Origin of the sequence: Mesorhizobium sp. M4B.F.Ca.ET.214.01.1.1 (assembly GCF_004791545.1) — a bacterium.
Lineage (GTDB): Bacteria > Pseudomonadota > Alphaproteobacteria > Rhizobiales > Rhizobiaceae > Mesorhizobium > Mesorhizobium abyssinicae.
The window spans coordinates 176,445-199,036 of the sequence record NZ_SRUX01000005.1; the positions used below are offsets into that span (position 1 = coordinate 176,445).

General features: G+C 65.3%; 18 protein-coding genes and 1 other RNA gene. 17 read left to right on the plus strand and 2 right to left on the minus strand.

Features of this window, described 5'->3' with window-relative positions:
- Positions 1–283: 283 nt before the first annotated feature.
- The gene (locus EN857_RS12420) at positions 284–3,895 is read right to left on the minus strand and encodes a hydantoinase B/oxoprolinase family protein (protein ID WP_127393591.1); all 3,612 of its coding nucleotides are present in this window, start codon (positions 3,893–3,895) and stop codon (positions 284–286) included.
- Positions 3,896–4,084: 189 nt separating this feature from the next.
- On the opposite strand from EN857_RS12420, the gene EN857_RS12425 reads away from it, so the two are divergent.
- The 5 genes from EN857_RS12425 to rnpB all read left to right on the plus strand — a co-directional run bounded on the left by EN857_RS12425 (position 4,085) and on the right by rnpB (position 7,289).
- Complete coding sequence (locus EN857_RS12425; RefSeq protein WP_127285031.1) at positions 4,085–4,285, plus strand: hypothetical protein; 201 nt, start codon at positions 4,085–4,087, stop codon at positions 4,283–4,285.
- Positions 4,286–4,431: 146 nt separating this feature from the next.
- Entirely contained in the window at positions 4,432–5,151 is a 720-nt protein-coding gene (locus tag EN857_RS12430) for a DnaJ family molecular chaperone (protein WP_127311414.1), read from the plus strand.
- Positions 5,148–5,915 (plus strand): N-acetylmuramoyl-L-alanine amidase, encoded by a 768-nt coding sequence (locus EN857_RS12435; RefSeq protein ID WP_127393467.1) that lies wholly within the window; start codon positions 5,148–5,150, stop codon positions 5,913–5,915. The genes EN857_RS12430 and EN857_RS12435 overlap by 4 nt, the downstream gene beginning before the upstream one ends.
- Before the next feature lie 186 nt (positions 5,916–6,101).
- Positions 6,102–6,815 (plus strand): transglycosylase SLT domain-containing protein, encoded by a 714-nt coding sequence (locus EN857_RS12440; protein ID WP_127311416.1) that lies wholly within the window; start codon positions 6,102–6,104, stop codon positions 6,813–6,815.
- 64 nt (positions 6,816–6,879) lie between these two features.
- Positions 6,880–7,289, plus strand: an RNA gene (gene rnpB / locus EN857_RS12445) — RNase P RNA component class A.
- A gap of 60 nt (positions 7,290–7,349) precedes the next feature.
- On the opposite strand, the gene EN857_RS12450 is transcribed toward rnpB, so the two are convergent.
- Positions 7,350–8,465, minus strand: coding sequence for a cystathionine gamma-lyase (locus EN857_RS12450; RefSeq protein WP_127393468.1), 1,116 nt, complete (start codon positions 8,463–8,465; stop codon positions 7,350–7,352).
- A 416-nt stretch (positions 8,466–8,881) separates the two neighbouring features.
- Here EN857_RS12450 and mraZ point away from each other — a divergent pair, with 416 nt between their 5' ends.
- From mraZ to murB, 12 genes are read left to right on the plus strand one after another with little or no spacing between them, the layout of a single operon-like run.
- Complete coding sequence (gene mraZ, locus EN857_RS12455; protein ID WP_127286719.1) at positions 8,882–9,340, plus strand: division/cell wall cluster transcriptional repressor MraZ; 459 nt, start codon at positions 8,882–8,884, stop codon at positions 9,338–9,340.
- Positions 9,337–10,353: a 16S rRNA (cytosine(1402)-N(4))-methyltransferase RsmH gene (gene rsmH / locus EN857_RS12460; protein WP_128346608.1), complete on the plus strand. Its 1,017-nt coding sequence runs from the start codon at positions 9,337–9,339 to the stop codon at positions 10,351–10,353. Before mraZ ends, rsmH begins: the two co-directional genes overlap by 4 nt.
- 4 nt (positions 10,354–10,357) lie before the next feature.
- Entirely contained in the window at positions 10,358–10,753 is a 396-nt protein-coding gene (locus tag EN857_RS12465) for a hypothetical protein (RefSeq protein ID WP_127286716.1), read from the plus strand.
- On the plus strand, positions 10,750–12,477 hold the full coding sequence (locus EN857_RS12470) for a penicillin-binding protein 2 (RefSeq protein WP_127309915.1): 1,728 nt from the start codon (positions 10,750–10,752) through the stop codon (positions 12,475–12,477). The genes EN857_RS12465 and EN857_RS12470 overlap by 4 nt, the downstream gene beginning before the upstream one ends.
- 54 nt (positions 12,478–12,531) lie before the next feature.
- On the plus strand, positions 12,532–13,986 hold the full coding sequence (locus EN857_RS12475; protein WP_127309914.1) for a UDP-N-acetylmuramoyl-L-alanyl-D-glutamate--2,6-diaminopimelate ligase: 1,455 nt from the start codon (positions 12,532–12,534) through the stop codon (positions 13,984–13,986).
- Entirely contained in the window at positions 13,983–15,416 is a 1,434-nt protein-coding gene (locus EN857_RS12480; RefSeq protein ID WP_127309913.1) for a UDP-N-acetylmuramoylalanyl-D-glutamyl-2,6-diaminopimelate--D-alanyl-D-alanine ligase, read from the plus strand. Before EN857_RS12475 ends, EN857_RS12480 begins: the two co-directional genes overlap by 4 nt.
- A 26-nt stretch (positions 15,417–15,442) precedes the next feature.
- On the plus strand, positions 15,443–16,525 hold the full coding sequence (mraY, locus tag EN857_RS12485; protein ID WP_127286005.1) for a phospho-N-acetylmuramoyl-pentapeptide-transferase: 1,083 nt from the start codon (positions 15,443–15,445) through the stop codon (positions 16,523–16,525).
- A gap of 8 nt (positions 16,526–16,533) precedes the next feature.
- Positions 16,534–17,934, plus strand: coding sequence for a UDP-N-acetylmuramoyl-L-alanine--D-glutamate ligase (gene murD, locus EN857_RS12490; protein WP_127309912.1), 1,401 nt, complete (start codon positions 16,534–16,536; stop codon positions 17,932–17,934).
- Complete coding sequence (ftsW, locus tag EN857_RS12495; RefSeq protein ID WP_127392447.1) at positions 17,934–19,085, plus strand: putative lipid II flippase FtsW; 1,152 nt, start codon at positions 17,934–17,936, stop codon at positions 19,083–19,085. The genes murD and ftsW overlap by 1 nt, the downstream gene beginning before the upstream one ends.
- 1 nt (position 19,086) lies before the next feature.
- Positions 19,087–20,214 carry an undecaprenyldiphospho-muramoylpentapeptide beta-N-acetylglucosaminyltransferase gene (gene murG, locus EN857_RS12500; protein ID WP_127392446.1) on the plus strand — a complete coding sequence of 376 codons (1,128 nt, stop codon included), beginning with the start codon at positions 19,087–19,089 and terminating at the stop codon, positions 20,212–20,214.
- Entirely contained in the window at positions 20,211–21,617 is a 1,407-nt protein-coding gene (murC, locus tag EN857_RS12505) for a UDP-N-acetylmuramate--L-alanine ligase (RefSeq protein WP_127286009.1), read from the plus strand. The genes murG and murC overlap by 4 nt, the downstream gene beginning before the upstream one ends.
- Positions 21,614–22,579 (plus strand): UDP-N-acetylmuramate dehydrogenase, encoded by a 966-nt coding sequence (gene murB / locus EN857_RS12510; protein ID WP_135858690.1) that lies wholly within the window; start codon positions 21,614–21,616, stop codon positions 22,577–22,579. Before murC ends, murB begins: the two co-directional genes overlap by 4 nt.
- The last annotated feature ends 13 nt before the right edge of the window (positions 22,580–22,592 follow it).

Here is a 22,592-nt window from a genome sequence, read left to right on the forward strand (position 1 = left end):
GGCGCAAGCGGGTAGCGCAGCGTTATGACAGGCCGGTGACAGACGGAGGCCTCGATAATTCTACTGCGGCGGTCATCTGACGCGACTTTCTGCGCTTACTACAGCGCCGCGCGTCCACAAGGACGCGCAAAGGAAGCTGTAGCATCTTTGTTTGCGCATGATCCTTTCCGAAATCGATTTCGATTTCGGGGTCATGCGCGAAGCTCACGGACTTGTGTCCGCTCCGCTCCGGTTCTCGAAAGCCACGCCACCTGACTTGCCGTGGCGAATTCTCGAAGCCTCCTTATGCCTTGCCGAACCCTCCAGGCGTCGGCGTGGTGACGATGACGGCCTCGCCGGCGTCGAGCACGGTCTGGTCACAGGCCTTCAGCACGTCGACAGCGCCGCTGTTGCGACGGACCTTGGTCGAGCCCGCTTCGCCGTCGCCGCCGCCGTCCAGGCCCTGCGGCGGCCGGTTGCGATGCGATGACAGGATCGCGCATTCCATCTTTTCGAGGAAGCGGATGGTGCGCTTCGTGCCGTCGCCGGCATCCCACTTGCCCTTGCCGCCGGAGCCTTCGCGGATGTGGAAATCCTCGAGCAGCACGGGGAAGCGCAATTCCAGCACTTCCGGGTCGGTGAGGCGGGAGTTCGTCATATGGGTATGGACGCCGGAGGTGCCGGCAAAGCCGCGGCCAGAGTTCATCCGCCCGGCGGGCGAGCCGGAGCAGATCGTCTCGTAATACTGGTACTGCTTGTTGCCGAAGGTGAGGTTGTTCATCGTCCCCTGCGCATTGGCCATCGCGCCCATGGCGCCGAACAGCGCATTGGTCACATGCTGCGAGGTCTCGACATTGCCGGCGACGACGGCCGCCGGATAGGCGGGCTTCAGCATGCAGCCGTCGGGAATGACGATGTTGATCGGCCTGAGGCACCCCGCATTCATCGGGATCATGTCCTCGACCATGACGCGGAAGGCATAGAGCACGGCGGCGCGGGCGACGGGTTCCGGCGCGTTGAAATTGTTCTTCTCGACCGGCGAGGTTCCGGTGAAGTCGACGATCGCCTCGCGCTTTTCCCGGTCGACCGAGATCCTGACCTTGATCACCTGACCGGTGTCGGTCGGATATTCATACTCGGAGGTGTCGGGCAGCCGTTCCAGCACGCGACGCACGCTTTCGGCAGCGTTGTCCTGGACGTGGCCCATATAGGCCTCGACGACATCGAGGCCGAAATGCGCGACCATCTTGCGCAATTCGGCCACGCCCTTCTCGTTGGCGGCGATCTGCGCCTTGAGGTCGGCGATGTTCTGGTGCGGATTGCGCGCCGGGTAGGGGTGGTCGGTGAGCAGCGCCTCCAGCTCCTTCTCGCGGAACCGGCCGCGATCGACGATGCGGAAATTGTCGAACAGCACGCCTTCCTCGTCGACCGTGGTGGCCAAAGGCGTCATCGATCCGGGTGCGGTGCCGCCGACATCGGCGTGGTGGCCGCGCGAGGCCGCCCAGAACAGGATCTCCTTGCGCGCGTCATCGAACACCGGCGTCACCACGGTGATGTCGGGCAGGTGCGTGCCGCCATTGTAGGGCGCGTTGAGGGCGAAGACGTCGCCCGGATGGATGTCGCCGGAATTGAGGCGAATGATGGTCTCGACCGAGCGGTCCATGGAGCCGAGATGCACCGGCATGTGCGGCGCGTTGGCGACCAGCGCGCCATGGCGGTCGAACACGGCGCAGGAGAAATCCAGCCGCTCCTTGATGTTGACCGAATAGGCGGTGTTCTGCAGCGTCACGCCCATCTGCTCGGCGATCGACATGAAGAGGTTGTTGAAGACCTCCAGCATGACCGGATCGGCTTCGGTGCCGAGCGCCGCCTGGCGGCGTTTCTTCTCGGTCCGTCGCAACAGCACATGGTTCCTGGCGGTGATCTCGGCCCGCCAGCCCGGCTCCACGACGATCGTCTGGTTGGGCTCGATGATCAGCGCAGGGCCAGCGACCCAGTTTCCGGGGGCGAGCGCCTCGCGGTGAAAGATGCCCGCCTCTCGCCATTCGCCTTCGGTGAAGATTTTGCGAGTCCTGGAAGGACTTGCGGCCAGATCCTCTGTTGTCGATTCAGTTTCATCACGGCCACCCCCGCCGGTATCGGTGCCTTCGACGCCGACGGTCTCGACGATCATTGGCTTGTCGTCATAGACGAAGCCGAACTGCGCCTTGTGGGCAGCCTCGAAATCGCGTCTGGCCTGGAAGATCGAACCATCGGCGAAATTCACCGGCAGCGCGGTGTCGGTGCCGTCATAGCGGATCTGCAGCACCGGCCGGGAGGCGACGGCTTCCTCGGCAATGCCTTGTGCCGCGAGCTCGGCGATGACGGCTTTCCTCAAGGTCGCGATGAGCGCGTCGATCTCCGTCCTGGATTCGTCGGCGAGCGGCTTGAGCAGCGCCTGCTGGCGCGAGGCAAAGACCGACGACAGGCCGATGCCATAGGCCGAAAGCAGGCCGGAGAAGGGATGGATCAGCACCGCTTCCATGCCGAGCGCATCGGCGACCAGGCAAGCATGCTGACCGCCGGCGCCGCCAAAGCAGTTCAAGAGATATTCGGTGACGTCATAGCCGCGCTGCACCGAGATTTTCTTGATGGCGTTGGCCATGTTCTCGACGGCGATGGTGACGAAGCCTTCGGCGACAGCTTCCGGCGTGCGGCCATCGCCGATCTCAGTGGCAAGCGCGGTGAATTTTTTGCGCACGGTGTCGACGTCGAGCGGCTGGTCCTGGCCGGGACCGAAGATCGCCGGGAAGAAATCGGGCTGCAGCTTGCCCAGCATCACATTGGCGTCGGTCACGGCGAGCGGGCCGCCGCGCCGGTAAGCGGCAGGGCCGGGATTGGCGCCTGCGGAATCCGGACCGGCGCGGAAGCGGCCGGCCTCATAATGCAGGATCGAGCCACCGCCGGCGGCAACGGTATGGATGCGCATCATCGGCGCGCGGATGCGCACGCCGGCGACCTCGGTGTCGAAGGCGCGCTCATATTCGCCGTCATAGTGGGCGACGTCGGTCGAGGTGCCGCCCATGTCGAAGCCGATGACTTTGCCGAAGCCGGCGAGCATCGCCGTCTCGACCATGCCGACGACGCCGCCAGCCGGGCCGGACAACAGCGCGTCCTTGCCCTGGAACATGTCGGCGGCGGTGAGGCCGCCTGACGACATCATGAACATCAGGCGGGGGCCGGCGCCCAATTCGCCTGCCACCCTTTGCACGTAGCGCGACAGGATCGGCGACAGATAGGCATCGACCACGGTGGTGTCGCCGCGGCCGACCAGCTTGATCAGCGGCGACACTTCGTGGCTGACCGAGACCTGGCCGAAGCCGAGCTTGCGACAGACTTCCGCGACGGCCTTCTCGTGGTCCGGATATTTCCAGGCATGCATGAAGACGATGGCGACTGCATCGATGCCGTCGGCCCTGGCCTGTTCGATCGCCGGGCGGCAGGCGGCGATGTCGAGCAGGCGTTCGACGCGGCCGTCGGCGCACACGCGCTCGTCGATCTCGATGACGCGCTCATAAAGCTGCTCGGGCAGCACGATCTCCTTGGCGAAGATATCCGGACGCGCCTGATAGGCGATGCGAAGCGCGTCGCGAAAACCCTTGCTGATGAGCAGGAGCACGCGGTCGCCCTTGCGCTCCAGCAGCGCATTGGTGGCGACAGTGGTGCCCATCTTGATGTCTCCGATCAGGCCTGACGGAATGGCGGCGCCGGATTTCAGCCCAAGCAGGTCGCGAATGCCCTGGATGGCGGCGTCCGCATAGGCTTCGGGATTTTCGGACAGCAGCTTGCGGGGGTGCAGCCCGCCTTGCGGGTCGTGGCCGATGACGTCGGTGAAAGTGCCGCCGCGGTCGATCCAGAAATCCCACTTTTCAGTCATCGCGGCTCCCGGCATTTTCCCTGCGCAATCTGGTGCTTGGCCTGTCCTGTTAGTGTGCAATGCTGCGGCCGGCAACCGCCCGGATGATGTTACATGCGGAAATGCAACGTTACGAAACTCCAGGCCGGCTGATGCATTTCCCCTTCGACTGCTCACCACAATGTGAGCGTCAGGTGAAGGAGAGATATCATGAACAAGCTCATTCTGGCGTCCCTTTCGGCGCTAGCGTTGCTTGGGGTTGCGGCGTGCAGCGACAGCGGCACCGACAACACCACCACCCAGAGCACCAATCCGCCGGCCGCCGAGGAACCGATGAAGCCGGCGGCTCCGGCTGCTCCTGACGCAACGAAGCCTGCCGAGCCGGCTCCGGCAACACCCCCTGCGCAGTAATCTGATGCGTTGACGAAGAAGGCCGGCTTCACGCCGGCCTTCTCTTTTGGAATCGGGCGCCTTGTTGGGCGCCGTCGTCAAATCGGTTGGGCCTGCGGCACTGTCTTCGCTTGATAGCGGCGGCCGGTTCGCACTAAGAAGCCCTCATGTCGATTTGGGACCGCCTTGGCGACTTCATCGCTCGTGTCACCGCTTCAACGTCATCGGGTGTCGCCGATGTCGTCGAAGCCGTGCGGACGGTTTTCTCCGGAGATGCCGATCTGCGCCGCCGCGTCGCCTTTTCGGTGGCGATGATCGCGCTCTCGGCCAAGATGGCCAAGGCCGACGGCGTCGTCACCCAGGATGAGGTGCGCGCCTTCCAGGAAATATTCGAGGTGCCGCCGAAAGAGACGCGGAACGTGGCGCGGCTCTATGACCTGGCCAAGCGCGACGTGGCCGGTTTCGAGATCTACGCGCAGCGCATGGCGCAGCTTTGCGGTTCCGGCCATACGAACTGCATGATGCTGGAGGACATACTCGACGGCCTGTTCCACATCGCCAAGGCCGATGGATTGATCCATGAGCGCGAAGGCCAGTTCCTGCACCGCATCGCCGAGATTTTCCGTATCGACGAGGCGCATTACCAGAGCATCCTGGCCAGGCACGTCAATCTCGGCGCCGGCGACCCCTATGTCGTGCTCGGCATCGAACGGGGAAAGCCCTTCGATGAGGTCAGGAAGCGCTACCGCAAGCTGGTCTCGGACAATCATCCCGACCGGCTGATCGCCCGCGGCCTGCCGCAGGAGTTCATCAAGATCGCCACGACCAGGCTCGCGGCGATCAATGCCGCCTATGAGATGATCGAACGGGGCCTCAGGCACGTATGAGCGGTTTCCTGCCCGACCAGCCGAGCGCCGAGGTCAGGGTATCGCCGAATTTCGGCCCGCGGCGCGATACGCCCAGACCCGATATGATCGTGCTGCATTACACCGGCATGGCCACCGGCGCGGGCGCCGAGGCGTGGCTGTGTGATCCGGCCAGCGAGGTCTCTTCCCACTATCTCGTCCATGAGGACGGCCGCGTCGTGCAGATGGTGCGCGAAAGCGACCGCGCCTGGCATGCCGGCAGGAGTTCATGGTTCGGGCGAACGGACATCAACTCCTGCTCGGTCGGCATCGAGATCGTCAATCCCGGTCATTCGCTCGGCTATCCCGGCTTTCCCAGGCGGCAGATCGATGCGGTGACCGACCTGTGCGCAGGCGTCGTGCAACGCCATGCCATCGCGGCACAGCGCGTGCTCGCCCATTCCGACGTGGCGCCGGGTCGCAAGGTCGATCCGGGCGAAAAATTCCCCTGGAAGACCCTGTTTGCGGCCGGCATCGGCCATCTCGTTCCGGCGGCGCCGATTCGGCGGGGCGCGGTGCTCAAGGCCGGCGACATCGGGGGCGATGTCGAGGCGTTGCAGTCGATGCTGTCGCTCTATGGCTATGGCGTGGAGATATCGGCTGCTTTCGACCGCCAGACCGAAATCGTCGTCGAGGCTTTCCAGCGGCATTTCCGGCCGCGGCTGGTCGATGGCGTGGCCGACGGCTCGACAATCCGGACGCTGCAAAGGCTGCTTGCTTCCGTGAAGGCAATCCCGGCCGCATAGTCCATCTCGCATCGCTAAATTACAATCTGTCACTTAAAGTGACTTGCGCCGCCTTGTTTGCCGCCAAATCGGTCGTCAAAGGCGATCTGTGCAATTTATCGGACGTCTAACCTCCCGAGATGTTCCGATATTGATTTGGTGTCGCCGCGTGAAGTTCTTCGCGCGGTTCTAACAGAACAGGACCACATGCAAAATTTGACCGTCTTGACGGCAGCCGTTGCTGCCGGTGTAATGACTTTTGCCATCGGCGCCGCGAATGCCGCACCCCAGAGCCTGCGGGCCGACAACGGCTTTGTCGCCGCAGCCAGCAAAACCGCGCCGAAAGCCGCAGAGGCCCCGAAAGCAAAAAAGACGACCACCGCGAAGGTGCAGAAGGTCGCCCCGGTGAAAGCCAGGAAAGCGACGGCCAAGCGGCGTGTGCAGCGAAACAGGAAGACGATCGACCTGACCACCACGGCGTCGATCCGCCCGAGCACCGCAGCAGAGTCCACCGCGGCGGCGGCGAGCGCCGACGGCGGCCAGTACTCGGCGATCATCGCCCGCTATGCGGCGGCGGAAGGCGTGCCGGTGTCGCTGGCCAAGGCGGTCATCAAGATCGAGAGCAATTACCGGCCCAACATCGTCGGCAGCGCCGGCGAGATCGGCCTGATGCAGATCAAGCCGGCAACGGCGCGGATGATGGGTTACAGCGGCTCGGTCAAGGGCCTGTTCAATCCCGACACCAACATCAAGTACGGCATGAAATACCTTGCCATGGCGCGAGGCCTCGGTGGCGGCACCACGTGCGGCACGATCCTGAAATACAATGCCGGCCACGCCGCGACGCGGATGAACCCGGTGTCGGCCGCTTACTGCAGCAAGGTCAAGGTGCAGATGGCCGCGCTCGGCTCTCCGGTCTGACGAAGCTGGCATAAGTCTGCTTTTTCGTTTGCGTTTTCAGGCGCGAACCCCTTTATACGCCGTGCCAGCTGGCCGGGCGGCCGCACCCGCGAAGCCGAAAGGCTGCGGGTGAGGAAAGTCCGGGCTCCATGGAGACACGGTGCCGGTTAATGGCCGGCGGGGGCGACCCCAGGGAAAGTGCCACAGAAAGCAAACCGCCACGGCGTTCGGCTCTGCCGGATCCGGGGCAAGGGTGAAAGGGTGGGGTAAGAGCCCACCGCGCGACTGGCAACAGGAGCGGCAAGGTAAACCCCACCGGGAGCAAGACCGAATAGGGGCGGTGCGAGGGAAACCTCGAGGGCTGTTTCCGGCCCACCGCCCGGGTAGGTTGCGTGAGGCGCATGGCAACATGCGCCCAAGATGAATGGCCGCCACGTTCCCGTGCCGCAAGGCGCGGGGGCCATACAGAACCCGGCTTACAGGCCAGCTGGCAATTTCTTTCGCAGTGAAATCCCTTGAGATCAGTGGGTTGCGCCTGCCGGCGCACGCCCTGATTCAACCATCAAGTCTGTCGAGCGATGCCTCGATCGCTTGCCAAAGCTCTTCCACCGGCTCGCAGCCAATGGACAGGCGCACGAAGCCGGACGGCACGGCGTCGCCTCTTTTGGAGCGCCGTTCGGCCGAGGTGTGAACGCCGCCGAAAGAGGTTGCCGACTGCATCAGCGCGCAGTTGTCGATGAACTCCTCGGCCTTCTGCTCCGAAGCGAGTTCAAAGGAGATGAGGAAGCCGAAGCGCTCCATCTGCGCCCGCGCCAGATTGTGCGAGGGATCGCCGTCCAGGCCTGGAAAGCGCAGGGCGCCCACCGCATGGTGATTTTTGAGTCGCTTCGCGATCGTTTCCGCTGAAGAGCACATGCGGTCGAAGCGCACCTCCAGCGTTTCGAGCCCGCGATGCACGAGCCATGCTTCGAACGGTCCGGGAATGCCGCCGGCCATCTCGCGCCAGTCCCTCACCTTGGCGACGATGTCCGGATTGCGGCTCGCGACGTGGCCGAACAGCACGTCGGAGTGGCCGTTCACCGCCTTGGTGTCGGCGGAGACGACGATATCGGCGCCGAGGTCGAGCGGGCGCTGGCCGTAGGGCGTCATCGTCGTGTTGTCGACGACGAGGAGGGCGCCTTGCGCGTGGACAGCGTTGGCGACGGCGGCGATGTCGCAAATGTCGAGCCGCGGGTTCGACGGGCTTTCGGCGAAGACCAACCGGTAGCCGTCGAACCCGCCGTCGAGGAAGGTTGGGGTCGGCCTGGTGTCGCAGGCGACGCCGAACGGCTTCAGGAAGCGTTCCGCCAGCGCGCGCGTGGCGTGATAGCCGTCGGCAGGCAGAAGGACGCGATCGCCCGATTTCAGCAGCGCGAAGAACACCGACGAGATCGCCCCCATCCCCGACGGGAAGGCGAGGCAATGCGCGTCTTCCAGATGACCGAGCGCGTGTTCGACGGCGCGCCAGGTCGGATTGTCGTAGCGGCCATACTGGTCGAAGCCCGCTTCTTCGCCAGGTGTGTGGAAGATCGAGGCCATGGTCAGCGGCAAGGGGATCGGATCGCCCTTGGCGAAATCGCGGCTGCGCAAGTGGGCAAGGGCGGCGGCACGTGACTTCGCCGTTTCGGACATCGACCATTCACCTCCTGTTGGCTGCCAAAGGCAGCGGAGCATTGGCGCGACGCTATGCGTGGGCGCGGCCCGCAGCAAGCCGCGTCCCTTGGGCCACAGCCCTCTAAACGCTTCGTTAGGCTTAATAGACGATAAAGATAAGACGTGCCGTCAGGCTGCTCTTTCTGGTTGTGGCGAGCGCGTTTGTGAAGCTCGTTCCCGTTGACGCCCATAGTGCCCCATGATATCCCATTCCGATACCAAAGCCTTCGTTCCGTGTCAGGGTGAAGCGTACGCCAATCGGGCAGCCGCTGGGCCTGCGCGTTTGCGAGCTTTCGCCTCGTTGAACGAAGCGGAATTTCGGCAAGGGACGCGCTGCGGCGGCGCGGACGGGATGATGGAAAGGGGTGCGGCGGCGGAAGCGGCTGTGGCGCGTGATGGACCGGTTTCTGTCGAACACGGTGAGCAGGATCGATGCGAAGGGACGGGTCTCCGTTCCGGCGCATTTCCGCGCCGTCGTTCAGAAGCGGGGCTATTCGGAGTTCTATGCGCTGCGCTGCCTGGATCTTCCGGCGATGGATGTCGGCGGTCTCGACCTGCTCGACCGCTACGAGCAGCGCATCGCGCAGGAGGATCCCTTCCTGCAGGCGGCGGACGACATGTCGTTCTTCTGCCATGGCGATGGTACGTTCCTGAAGCTCGATCAGGACGGGCGCATCACGATGACCGATTTCATTCGCGAGCACACCGGCATTTCGGCGGAAGCGGCGTTTGTCGGCCGCGGCAATTTCTTCCAGATCTGGGAGCCGGGACGGCTTGCCGCCTATGGGGCGCAGGCGCGCGCCCGGCTGTTGCAGCTTCGGCAGGGGACGAAGCCTGGGGAGCGACCGGAATGATGGCTGGCCACGGCGAGGATATCAACGCCGTCGGCGGACCGGCCCGCCACATTCCGGTCCTTCTTGCCGAAGTGCTGGAGGCGCTGTCGCCCAAGGCCGGCGATCTGATCGTCGACGGCACCTTCGGCGCCGGCGGCTATACCAGGGCCATCCTGGCAAGCGGTGCCTCGGTCGTGGCCATCGACCGCGATCCCGATGCCATCGCCGCTGGGCGCTCGCTGGAACAGCAATCAGGCGGCAGCCTGACTCTTGTCCAGGCGCCGTTTTCGATGCTCGATGAGCATGTCGAAAGCGCCGACGGCGTGGTGCTCGACATCGGCGTCTCCTCCATGCAGCTCGACCAGGCCGAGCGCGGCTTCTCGTTTCGCGCCGACGGACCGCTCGACATGCGCATGGCGCAGGCGGGCCTCAGCGCCGCCGATGTCGTCAACAGCTTCAAGGCGGGCGACCTTGCCCGCATCTTCGGCTTCCTCGGCGAGGAGCGCCATGCCGGCCGCATCGCCCGCATGATCGAGAGCCGGCGCGAGAAGCGGCCATTCGAGCGCACGCTCGATCTGGCCGACGCGATCGAGACGCATATCGGCCGCGCGCCGAAGGACAAGATCCATCCGGCGACCCGCGTCTTCCAGGCGTTGCGCATCTTCGTCAATGACGAGCTAGGCGAACTGGCCAAGGCGCTGTTCGCGGCCGAGCGCGCGCTGAAGCCGGGCGGCCGGCTCGCCGTGGTGACCTTCCATTCCCTGGAGGACCGCATCGTCAAGCGTTTCATCGCCGATCGGGCGGAGGCCGCGAGTGGCTCGCGCCATATGCCAGAGGCGCAGGCGCGTCCGGCGACGTTCAGGAAGTCGGGAGGCGGTGTGACGCCTGGCGAGGCCGAGATCGCCGCCAATCCCAGGGCGCGTTCGGCCAGGCTGCGCGCGGCTATCCGCAGCGAGGCGCCGGCGCGCGCTGGCGATTTTTCGATTTTCGGCCTTCCAAAGCTTCCCGCCGTCGAGCGGCCGGGGGAGAGGTAAGCACGTGTTTCGTACCAGCGACATAGTCCTGATCGCCGTCATGGTTTCGGCGGCGGCGTTGACCTACAAGACCAAGCGCGAGGCCGAGGAGCAATTGGCTTCGGTGCAGAAGATCGAGGCGCAGATCCGCTACGAGGAGGACACGATCGACCTGCTCAAGGCCGACTGGAGCCTGCTCACGCAGCCTTCGCGCCTGCAGAAGCTCGCCGAAATCTACAAGTCGCAGCTCGGGCTGGAGCCGGTCAATGCGCGCCAGATCGTCAATCTCGACGATCTGCCGGCAAAGCCGGTCACCATCGAGGACCTCTCGTCGCAGCGGCTGGGCGGCATGGCCGACAATTCCGACAATGGGCCCAAGGGGGCCAAGGACCCGGTCGTGACCGGAGGCATCGTGCAATGATCGCCAAATTCTCGACGCTCGGAAGTCTGCTGAAGCGCCGCAAGAAGCAGGGCGACGACGGCTCGATCGTCGTCGAGGGCGCCCGCAAGGCGACCGGCGGCAGGGCCAGGACCCGCATCGTGATGACGATGGCGGTGTTCTTCGGCATCTATTCGGCCATCGCCGGCAGGTTGGTCTATCTCGGCTTCCAGAGCCCCGACATGTCGGGCGGGCCGCAGAACCGTGTCACGGCCTCGCGGCCTGACATCGTCGACCGCAACGGCGAGGTGCTGGCGACCGACATCAAGACGGCCTCGCTGTTTGCCGAACCACGCCGCATCGTCGACGCGGATGAGGCGATCGAGAAGCTGTCGACCGTGCTGCCCGAGATCGACTATGAGCAGACCTACCACAAGCTGAAGAGCGGAGCCGGCTTCGTCTGGCTGCAGCGGCAGCTGACGCCGAAGCAGCAGTCCGACATCATGCAGCTCGGCATCCCCGGCTTCGGTTTCCGCACCGAGAAGCGCCGCTTCTACCCGAGCGGCGAAACCTCGTCCTACATCGTCGGTCTCACCAACATCGACAATCAGGGCATCTCCGGCATGGAGAAATATATCGACGACCAGGGTCTGACCGACCTGCAGGCGTCGGGCCTGGCCGTGGCCAGGGACCTGAAGCCGGTGCAACTGTCGATCGACCTGCGCGTCCAGAACGTCGTGCGCGACGAGGTGGCCAACGGCATGGAGCGGTTCCATGCGATTGCGGCGGGCGCCGTCGTCCTCAACGTCAAGACCGGCGAAGTGATGGCGATGGCCTCGGTGCCGGATTTCGATCCCAACAATCCCTACAATGCCCAGGACAAGGACCGGTTGAACCGCATGTCGGCCGGCCTCTATGAAATGGGCTCGACGTTCAAGAGCTTCACCACCGCCATGGCGCTGGATTCCGGCAAGGTGACGCTGGAAAGCCGGTTCGACGCTACGCGCCCGATCAGGATCGGCCGCCAGACGATCCACGACTTCCACAGCAAGGGCCGCGTGCTGTCGGTGCCGGAGGTGTTCATCTATTCCTCCAACATCGGCTCGGCCAAGGAGGCCGAGGCGGTCGGCATCGAGGGACACCGCGAATTCCTGCATCGCCTGGGCGTGCTCGAGAAGATGCAGACGGAACTGCCGGAAGTGGCGCGGCCGACCGAGCCCAAAGTGTGGAAGCAGGTCAATTCGATCACCATCGCTTTCGGTCACGGCGTGTCGACGACGCCGCTGCAGACGGCGGTGGGCTGCGCCGCGCTGATGAATGGCGGCTTCCTGATCGAACCAACTTTCCTGCCGCGCACGGCGCAGCAGGCGATGGAAGTTGCCAAGAAGGTGGTCAGTGAAAAGACCGTCGAAGGCATGCGCTATCTCTATGCGCTGAATGCCGAGAAGGGCTCGGGCAAGAGCGCCAGGGTGCCGGGCTACCGCGTCGGCGGCAAGACCGGCACGGCAGAGAAGGTCGTCAACGGCCGCTACTCCAAGGAGAAGAATTTCAACGCCTTCGTGGCCGCCTTCCCGATGGACGATCCGCAATACATCGTGCTGACGATCGCTGACGAGCCGAAGCCGGAAAAGCCCGGCATGGGAGCGACCGCGGCCTCGAATGCGGGCGTCATGGCGGGAAACATTATCCGCCGTTCGGCTGCCATGCTTGGCGTGAAGCCAGATTTCAGCCATGAAAATGGTGCAACGCTGGTTTCCTATCAGTGATTCTTGGGGCGCGCCGGCAACTGCGCGCTATTTTGTTGCTATGAACGGGACCCGATGCAGCTGAAAGAACTAGCCGGTATCCTGCCTGTCGAGGGAACAGCTTCCCCCGACCTGGAGGTCACCGGGATTTCCTCGGATTCCCGCACGGCCAAGACCGGCGTCGTCTTTTTCGCGCTCGCCGGCAGCAAGGCCGACGGCGCTGCCTACGCCGCTGATGCCGCAAAGCGCGGTGCTCTGGCCATCGTGGCGGGCAAGGGAAGCGCCATTTCCGGCCTATCCGTTCCGGTCTTTTCCGTCGACGACCCGCGGTTGGCATTGGCGCTGAGCGCCGCCCGCTTCTACGGCAAGCAACCTCAAACGATGGTGGCGGTGACCGGCACCAGCGGCAAGACCTCGGTCGCCGCCTTCACCCGGCAGATCTGGGAGCAGGCCGGCCTCGCCGCCGCCTCGATCGGCACCACCGGCGTCGTGGCGCCAGGGCGCAATGAGTATGGTTCGCTGACGACGCCGGATCCGGTGGCGCTGCACCTCCTGCTCAAGGAATTGGCCGATGCCGGCGTCACCCATGCGTCGATGGAGGCTTCCAGCCACGGCCTCGACCAGCGCCGGCTCGACGGTGTCAGGCTTGCCGCCGGCGGTTTCACCAATCTCGGCCGCGACCATATGGACTACCATCCGACGGTCGAGGACTATCACCGCGCCAAATTGCGCCTGTTCGACACGCTGCTGCCCAAAGGCGCGCCGGCCGTCATTTTCGCCGACGATCCATGGTCGGAACCGACGGTCCGTGCGGCAAAGGCCGCAGGGCTCGACGTGCTGACCGTCGGCCGCCATGGCGATTTCCTCAGACTGAAGCGGGTCGAGCACGAACGCCACCGGCAGCGGGCCGAGGTCGAGGTCGACAGCGTGCTCCACGAAATCGACCTGCCGCTGGCCGGCGACTTCCAGATCGCCAACGCGCTGGTTTCGGCGGGACTTGCCATTTCCACTGGAACGCTTGTCGCCAAAGCCCTGATGGCATTGGAGAAATTGAAGGGCGCGCCGGGTCGGCTCGACCTCGTCGGCACGACTGCGAACGGCGCACCGGTCTATGTCGACTATGCCCACAAACCGGATGCGCTGGAAAACGTGCTGGCCTCGGTGAGGCCGTTCACCACCGGCCGGGTCATCGTCGTGTTCGGCTGCGGCGGCGACCGCGATCGCGGCAAGCGGCCGATCATGGGCGAGATCGCCACGCGGCTCGCCGACGTCGTCATCGTCACCGATGACAATCCGCGCTCGGAAGTGCCCGAAACGATCCGCGCCGCGATCCTTGCCGCCGCGCCCGGCGCCATCGAGATCGGCGACCGGCGCAAGGCGATTCACGAGGCGGTGGCCATGCTCCACGCCGGCGACACGTTGATCGTGGCCGGCAAGGGGCATGAGGAAGGCCAGACCATCGGCACCGAGACACTGCATTTCTCGGATCACGAGGAAGTTCGCGCGGCGCTCAGGGAGAGCGCCGCATGAGCCTGCTCTGGACCTCCGATGCGCTGGTCGATGCAATGGGCGGACGGCCGATCGGTGTCATGCCGCAAGGCATATCGGGCATTTCGATCGACAGCCGCAGCCTTGAGTCGGGGGACGCCTTCTTCGCCATCAAGGGCGAGACGATGGACGGCCATGATTTCGCGACCGCCGCCGTCAAGGCAGGCGCCGGCGTGCTGGTGGTCGCCGAAGGCAAGCTGCCGTCGCTCGGACGGCTGACGGCGCCGATGATCGTCGTTGAGGACGTGCTGGTGGCGCTGGAAAGACTGGGCGTCGCCGCGCGCGCCCGCTCCAAGGCCAGGGTCATCGCCGTGACCGGCTCGGCCGGCAAGACCACCACCAAGGAAGCGCTGCGTCATGTGCTGTCGGCGGTCGGCAAGGTGCATGCCTCGGCGCAATCCTTCAACAACCACTGGGGTGTGCCGCTGACCTTGGCGCGGATGCCCGAGGATTGTGACTACGCCGTGTTCGAGATCGGCATGAACCATCCGGGCGAAATCCGGCCGCTGGTCAACATGGTCCGCCCGCATGTCGCGATCGTCACGCTGATCGCCGCCGCGCATCTCGGGTTCTTCCGCAACCTCGACGAGATCGCCGAGGCCAAGGCCGAGATCTTCGAGGGGCTGGAGCCGGATGGCGCGGCCCTGCTCAACCGCGACGATTCCCGCTGGAAACTGCTCGACAAGATGGCGAAGGCGGCAGGGGTCGAGCATGTCTTTGGCTTCGGCGAGAATGCCCGCTCGACCTTTCGGCTGGTCAAATGCGAGCTCAATGCCGACCATTCCGTCATTGCCGCCAAGATCGGCGGGCGGGAGATCGTCGCCCGCGTCGGCGCGCCCGGCCGCCATATGGCGCAGAATGTGCTGGCCGTGCTGGGCGCCGCGCAGCTGGTCGGGGCCGATCTCGACAAGGCGGCCGCGGCGCTGGCCGATCTGTCGGCCGAGCGCGGTCGCGGCAAGCGCCATATATTGCGCCATCCGAAAGGACCGATCACGCTGATCGACGAGAGCTACAACGCCAATCCGGCGTCGATGGCCGCCGCCATGGCGCTGCTCAACGCGACGCCGGTATCGGGCGAGGGCAGGCGCATCGCCGTGCTCGGCGACATGCTCGAGCTCGGCAGCCATTCGGCGAAGCTGCATGCCGCGCTTGCCGAGCTGATCATCGGCACCGGCACGCAAACCGTCTTTCTCGGCGGTCCCGAAATGCGGGCGCTCGCCGACATACTGCCGAGCGACGTGAAGGCCGAATACCGCGCCGGCGCCGAGGAACTGAAGCCGCTGTTGCTGTCGGCGCTGCGGCCTGGCGACGTGGTGATGGTCAAGTCGTCGAAAGGCATCGGGTTTTCAAAGCTGGTCGAAGCGTTGCTCGGCAAATTTCCGGCGCAAGCCACAACCATTGAACAGACCTAGGGGTCGGGTCCGGGGGACAGAATTTCATGTTCACATTGCTCGTCGATTTTGCGGACAAGATTTCTGTCTTCAACGTCTTCCGCTACATCACCTTCCGCACCGGCGGGGCGCTGATCACCTCGGCGCTGATCGTCTTCATCTTCGGACCGACCATCATCAATTCGCTGCGGCTCCGGCAGGGCAAGGGCCAGCCGATCCGCGCCGACGGTCCGCAGACGCATTTCAAGAAGGCCGGCACGCCGACCATGGGCGGGCTGATGATCCTGTCGGGCATCATCGGATCGTCGCTTTTGTGGGCGAACCTCTCCTCGATCTATGTCTGGGTGGTGCTTCTGGTGACCATCGGCTTCGGCTCGATCGGCTTCTATGACGACTATCTGAAGGTCACCAAGCAGTCGCATCTCGGCTTTTCCGGCAAGGCGCGGCTGGCGATCGAATTCGTCATCGCCGGAATCGCTGCCTGGGTGATCATGCACAACGGCCAGGCGCCGTTCTCCTCGTCGCTCACCTTTCCCTTCGCCAAGGAATTTATCATCAACCTCGGCTGGTTCTTCGTGCCGTTCTCCTGCTTCGTCATCGTCGGCGCCGGCAACGCGGTCAACCTGACCGACGGCCTCGACGGGCTGGCGATCGTGCCGATCATGATCGCGGCGGCCTCCTTCGGGGTCATCGCCTATCTCTCCGGCAACGCGGTGTTCGCCGAATATCTGCAGATCCATTTCGTTCCCGGCACCGGCGAACTGGCGGTGGTGCTTGGCGCGGTGATCGGCGCCGGCCTCGGCTTCCTGTGGTTCAACGCGCCGCCGGCCGCCATCTTCATGGGCGACACCGGCTCACTGGCGATGGGCGGCCTGATTGGCACGGTCGCGGTCGCCACCAAGCACGAGATCGTGCTGGTCATCGTCGGCGGCCTGTTCGTGGTCGAGATCCTCTCGGTCATCATCCAGGTCGGCTACTTCAAGATGACCGGCAAGCGGGTGTTCCTGATGGCGCCGATCCACCATCACTTCGAAAAACTCGGCTGGACCGAAAGCCAGGTGGTGATCCGCTTCTGGATCATCGCGGTGATCCTGGCGCTGGTCGGCCTCTCCACCCTCAAGCTCCGATAGGCCGCCGCTTGATCCCCGCCTCATCCTTTTCAGGCAAGCGCGTTTCGCTCTTCGGGCTCGGCGGTTCGGGGATCGCCACCGCGCACGCGCTGATCGCCGGCGGGGCCGACATCCTTGCCTGGGACGACAATCCGGACAGCGTCGCCAAGGCCTCGGCCGCCGGGATCGCGACCGGCGACCTGCGCGGCGCCGACTGGTCGCGCTTCTCCGCCTTCGTGCTGTCGCCCGGCGTGCCGCTGACGCATCCGAAGCCACACTGGACAGTGGAGCTGGCGCGCGGCGCCGGCGTCGAGGTCATCGGCGACATCGAGCTGTTCTGCCGCGAGCGCGTCCTGCGGGCGCCGGCGGCGCCTTTCGTCGCGATTACCGGCACCAACGGCAAATCGACGACCACGGCGCTGACCGCCCACATCCTGAAATCGGCAGGTCGCGACACGCAGATGGGCGGCAATATCGGTCGCGCCATCATGACGCTCGATCCGCCGGCAGAGGGGCGGCACTATGTCGTCGAATGCTCCTCCTATCAGATCGACCTCGCGCCCTCGATCAATCCGACGGCCGGCATCCTGCTCAACCTGACGCCCGATCACCTCGACCGTCACGGCACCATGGCGCACTACGCCTCGATCAAGGAGCGGCTGGTGGCCGGCAGCGAGACGGCAATCGTCGGCGTCGACGACTCCTGGTGCGCGCAGATCGCCGACCGGCTGGAGCGGGCGGGCAGGGAGGTCATCCGCATTTCCAAGCGGCTGCCGCTGACCGACGGCTATTTCGCCGATGGCAGCAACCTTATGGAAGCCGTGCATGGCCGCTACAGCCGCGTCGCCTTTCTGGAAGGCATCGGCTCGCTGCGCGGCCAGCACAATGCGCAGAACGCGCTGGCCGCGGTCGCCGCCTGCCTCAAGGTCGGGCTGGACCTCGGCGAGATCCAGGCGGGGTTGGAAAGCTTTCCGGGGCTGGCGCATCGCATGGAGCAGGTCGGCCGCAAGGACCATGTGCTGTTCATCAACGATTCCAAGGCGACCAATGCCGATGCGGCGGCTCCAGCCCTGTCGAGTTTCAGCCGTATCTACTGGATAGCCGGCGGCCTGCCCAAGGAGGGCGGCATCGAGCCGCTGCGCGGCTTCTTCCCGCGCATCGCCAAGGCCTATCTGATCGGCGAGGCGGCGCCCGCCTTCTCGGCGACGCTGGGCGAGGCGGTGCCCTACGAGATCTCCGGCACGCTGGCGGCGGCGGTCGAGCATGCCGCCCACGATGCCGCCCTTGACGATGGCGGCGAGGCGGTGGTGCTGCTGTCGCCCGCCTGCGCCAGTTTCGACCAGTTCAAGAATTTCGAAGTGCGCGGCGAAGCCTTCAGGCAAGCTGCGAGCGCTATAGATGGCGTGAAACCCATCGGAGGGCCACGTTAATGCAAAGCCGTCTCGACAAAAGTCCGGTAGCCACCTGGTGGTGGACGATCGATCGCTGGTTCCTGGCGGCGTTCCTGTCGCTGATGGGTCTGGGCATCGTGCTCTCCTTCGCGGCGAGCCCGGCGGTGGCCGAACGCATCGGCCTCGACAGCTTCCACTTCGCCACCAGGCAGATCATTTTCACCGTGCCTGCGCTCGGCGTGATGCTCGCGGTCTCGTTCCTGGAATCGCGGCAGATCCGGCGCATGGCGCTGGTGATCCTGTGCATCATGCTGGTGCTGATGGTGGCGGTGCTCTATGTCGGCGTCGAGGTCAAAGGCGCGCGGCGCTGGGTCTCGCTCGCCGGCCTCTCCATCCAGCCGTCGGAATTCCTGAAGCCGGCCTTCGTCATCGTCTGCGCCTGGCTGTTCGCCGAGCACAAGCGCCAGCCCGACATTCCCGGCAATCTGTTTGCCCTGCTGCTCCTGGTGCTGGTCGTCTCGCTGCTGGTCGCCCAGCCCGACCTCGGCCAGACCATGCTGGTGACCGGCACCTGGGGGGTCATGTTCTTCATGGCGGGCCTGCCGTGGCTGTGGATCATCGCGCTCGGCGTCACCGGCGTCAGCGGCCTGTTCGCCGCCTACACCGTGTTTCCGCACGTCGCTGCCCGCATCGACAAGTTCCTGACCGGCGAGGGCGACACCTTCCAGGTCGACATGGGGCGCGAGGCGCTGATCAACGGCCATTGGTTCGGCGTCGGTCCGGGCGAAGGCACGGTCAAGCGGGTCATTCCCGACAGCCACGCCGACTTCGTCTTTTCGGTCGCCGGCGAGGAGTTCGGGCTGGTGATGTGCTTCTTCATCATGTCGATCTTCGCCTTCATCGTGCTGCGCGGCCTCAACACCGCGCTCAAGGAGCATGACGACTTCACGCGCTATGCCGTTGGCGGTCTGGTCACGGTCTTCGGCCTGCAGTCGGCCATCAACATGTGCGTCAACCTGCAGCTGATGCCGGCCAAGGGCATGACGCTGCCGTTCATCTCCTATGGCGGCTCCTCGCAGATCGCCATCGCCATCTCGATGGGCATGGTGCTGGCCTTGACGCGCAGACGGCCCGAGAAGCGCAAGCAGATGGGTTTTTCCTTCCCGCAGCGCGCCGTGCCGGCGGAGTGAAATGTCGCGGGGTGTGATTCTTCTGGCGGCGGGCGGCACGGGCGGACATCTCTTCCCGGCCGAAGCGCTGGCGCATGAGCTCAACGAGCGCGGCTGGAAGGTGCATCTGGCCACCGATCATCGCGCCGAGCGCTATTCCGGCCAGTTCCCGGCCGTCAACATCCATCCGATCCAATCGGCGACCCTCGGCTCGAAGAACCCGCTGGCGGTGCTGTCGGCCTTGTGGGCGATCTGGCGCGGCGTGCGGCAGGCCTCCGCCGTCATCACCAGGATCAAGCCGGAAGCCGTCGTCGGCTTTGGCGGCTATCCGACATTGCCGCCGCTTTACGCAGCGACACGGCGCAAGGTGCCGTCATTGATCCATGAGCAGAACGCGGTGATGGGCCGCGCCAACAGGGCGCTGGCCGGGCGCGTCGACGCCATCGCCGGCGGCTTCCTGCCGGAGGACGAAAGTGCTGCCGGCGCCAAGACGGTGACCACCGGCAATCCGGTCAGGCCGCAGATCCTGGAGGCGGCGAAGACGCCTTACGTGGCTGCGACCGGCGAGGAGCCGTTCCGCTTCCTGGTGTTCGGCGGCAGCCAGGGCGCGCAGTTCTTTTCCGACGCGGTGCCGACGGCTGTCGGACTCTTGCCGGAGGCTCAGCGCAAGCGGCTGGCGATCACCCAGCAGGCGCGGGCCGAGGACGTGGCGCGAGTCAAGGCGGCCTACGCCGCGCTGGGCGTCGACGCGCAGGTGTCGCCCTTCTTCACCGACATGGCGGCGCGGATCGCGGCGGCACATCTGGTGATGTCGCGCTCCGGCGCCTCGACCGTGTCGGAAATCGCTGTCATCGGCCGGCCGGCGCTGCTGGTGCCCTATCCGCACGCGCTCGACCACGACCAGGCGGCGAATGCCGCGGCGCTGGCCGCCGCCGGTGGGGCCGAGGTGCATGCGCAATCCACGCTGTCCGCCGAGCGCATCGCGGCGCTCGTCGGCGGGCTGATGGGCGATCCCGACAGGCTGTCGGCCATGGCCGCGGCCGCCCGGTCGGCCGGAAAACCGAACGCGGCGCGGTTGCTCGCCGATCTGACAGAGGCTATTGCGTCCAAAAAAACCGTTTCGGACTTCAGGAAGGGGACGCAAGCATGAAGATGCCGCAGACCATCGGCCTTGTGCATTTCATCGGCATTGGCGGCATCGGCATGAGCGGCATTGCCGAGGTGCTGCACAATCTGGGCTACAAGGTGCAGGGTTCCGACCAGGCCGACGGCGCCAATGTGCAGCGGCTACGCGACAAGGGCATCGAATGTTTCGTCGGCCACAAGGCGGAAAACCTTGGCGATGCCGAGGTGGTTGTCGTCTCGACCGCGATCAAGAAATCCAACCCCGAGCTCAAGGCCGCGCGCGAGAAGCTGCTGCCGGTCGTGCGCCGCGCCGAGATGCTGGCCGAACTGATGCGCTTCCGCCAGGCGGTGGCGATCGGCGGCACGCATGGCAAGACCACCACGACGTCGATGGTGGCGACGCTGCTCGAGGCCGGCGGGCTCGACCCGACGGTCATCAATGGCGGCATCATCAACGCCTATGGCACCAATGCCCGCATGGGCGACGGCGAATGGATGGTGGTCGAGGCCGACGAGAGCGACGGCACCTTCCTGAAGCTGCCGGCCGATATCGCCGTCGTCACCAACATCGATCCCGAGCACCTCGACCACTACGGCAGTTTCGACAATGTCCGCGAGGCGTTTCGCCAGTTCGTCGAGAATGTGCCGTTCTACGGCTTCGGCGTGATGTGCACCGACCATCCGGAGGTGCAAGCGCTGGTCGGCCGCATCGAGGACCGGCGCGTCATCACCTATGGCGAGAACGCGCAGGCCGACGTGCGCTTCACCAATCATCGCATGGCGGGCGCGACCTCCGAGTTCGACGTGGTGATCCGCGACCGCAAGGGGCGTGGCCAGACGACGATCGCCGATCTGCGCCTGCCGATGCCCGGCCGCCACAATGTCTCCAACGCGACGGCGGCGATCGCGGTCGCGCATGAACTCGGCCTGTCCGCCGAGGCGATCAAGAAGGGCCTGTCGTCGTTCGCCGGCGTCAAGCGGCGCTTCACCCATACCGGCACCTGGAATGGCGTCGACATCTTCGACGACTACGGCCACCATCCGGTCGAGATCACGGCAGTGCTGAAGGCGGCGCGCAGCGCCACCAAGGGCCGCGTCATCGCCATTGCGCAACCGCACCGCTACACCCGCCTGCACGACCTGTTCAATGAGTTCTCCGTCTGCTTCAACGACGCCGACACGGTGATGGTGGCGCCGGTCTATGCGGCAGGCGAGGAGCCGATCGAAGGGGTGACGTCGGACGCGCTGGTGTCGCGCATCCGCGCCGGCGGCCATCGCGATGCGCGCTATGTCGAAGGCCCGGCGGCGATCGCGCCGGCCATACGTGACCTCGCAAAGCCCGGCGACTTCGTCGTCTTCCTCGGCGCTGGCAACATCACGCAGTGGGCCTATGCGCTGCCCAAGGAACTCGGTGGAAGCGTCTCATGATGCGCGGCCAGCCCCTGATCGACAAGCTTGGCGACCGGCTGGCCGGCCTGCGCGGGCGCGTCACGCCCAACGCCGAGATGGACAAGATCACCTGGTTCCGCGCCGGCGGCCTGGCGGACGCGCTGTTCCAGCCGGCCGACGAGGAGGACCTCGCCGCCTTCCTGCGCGCCGTGCCGGAGGAAATCCCGCTGACCATCGTCGGCGTCGGCTCGAACCTCCTGGTGCGCGACGGCGGCATTCCCGGTTTCGTCATCCGGCTCTCGGCCAAAGGCTTCGGCGAGGCGGAAGTCGTTTCGCCGACCACGATCAGGGCCGGCGCCGCAACGCCCGACAAGCGCCTCGCGGCCGTCGCCTACGAGGCGGGGATCGGCGGCTTCCATTTCTACCACGGCATTCCCGGCGCCGTCGGCGGTGCGCTGAGGATGAACGCCGGCGCCAATGGCGTCGAGACGCGCGAACGCGTCGTCGAGGTGCGGGCGCTCGACCGCAAGGGCAATCTTCACACGCTCAGCAATGCCGACATGGGCTATGCCTATCGGCATTCGGCGGCGCCTTCGGGGCTGATCTTCACCTCGGCGCTGTTCGAGGGGCATCCGGAAGACGAGGCGACGATCAAGGCGGCGATGGATGCGGTGCAGAGCCATCGCGAGACGGTGCAGCCGATCCGCGAGAAGACCGGCGGCTCGACCTTCAAGAATCCGGAGGGCACCTCGGCCTGGAAGGAGATCGACAAGGCTGGCTGCCGTGGCTTGATGATCGGCGGCGCGCAAATGTCGCCGATGCATTGCAATTTCATGATCAACACCGGCACCGCGACCGGCTACGACCTCGAATATCTCGGCGAGACCGTGCGCGCGCGGGTGCTCGAGAATTCGGGCGTCCGGCTGCATTGGGAAATCAAGCGCCTCGGCGATTTCCGGCCGGGCCACGCCGTGCAGGAATTCCTGGGACAACTGCTCTAGTCTAAGCCTCGCC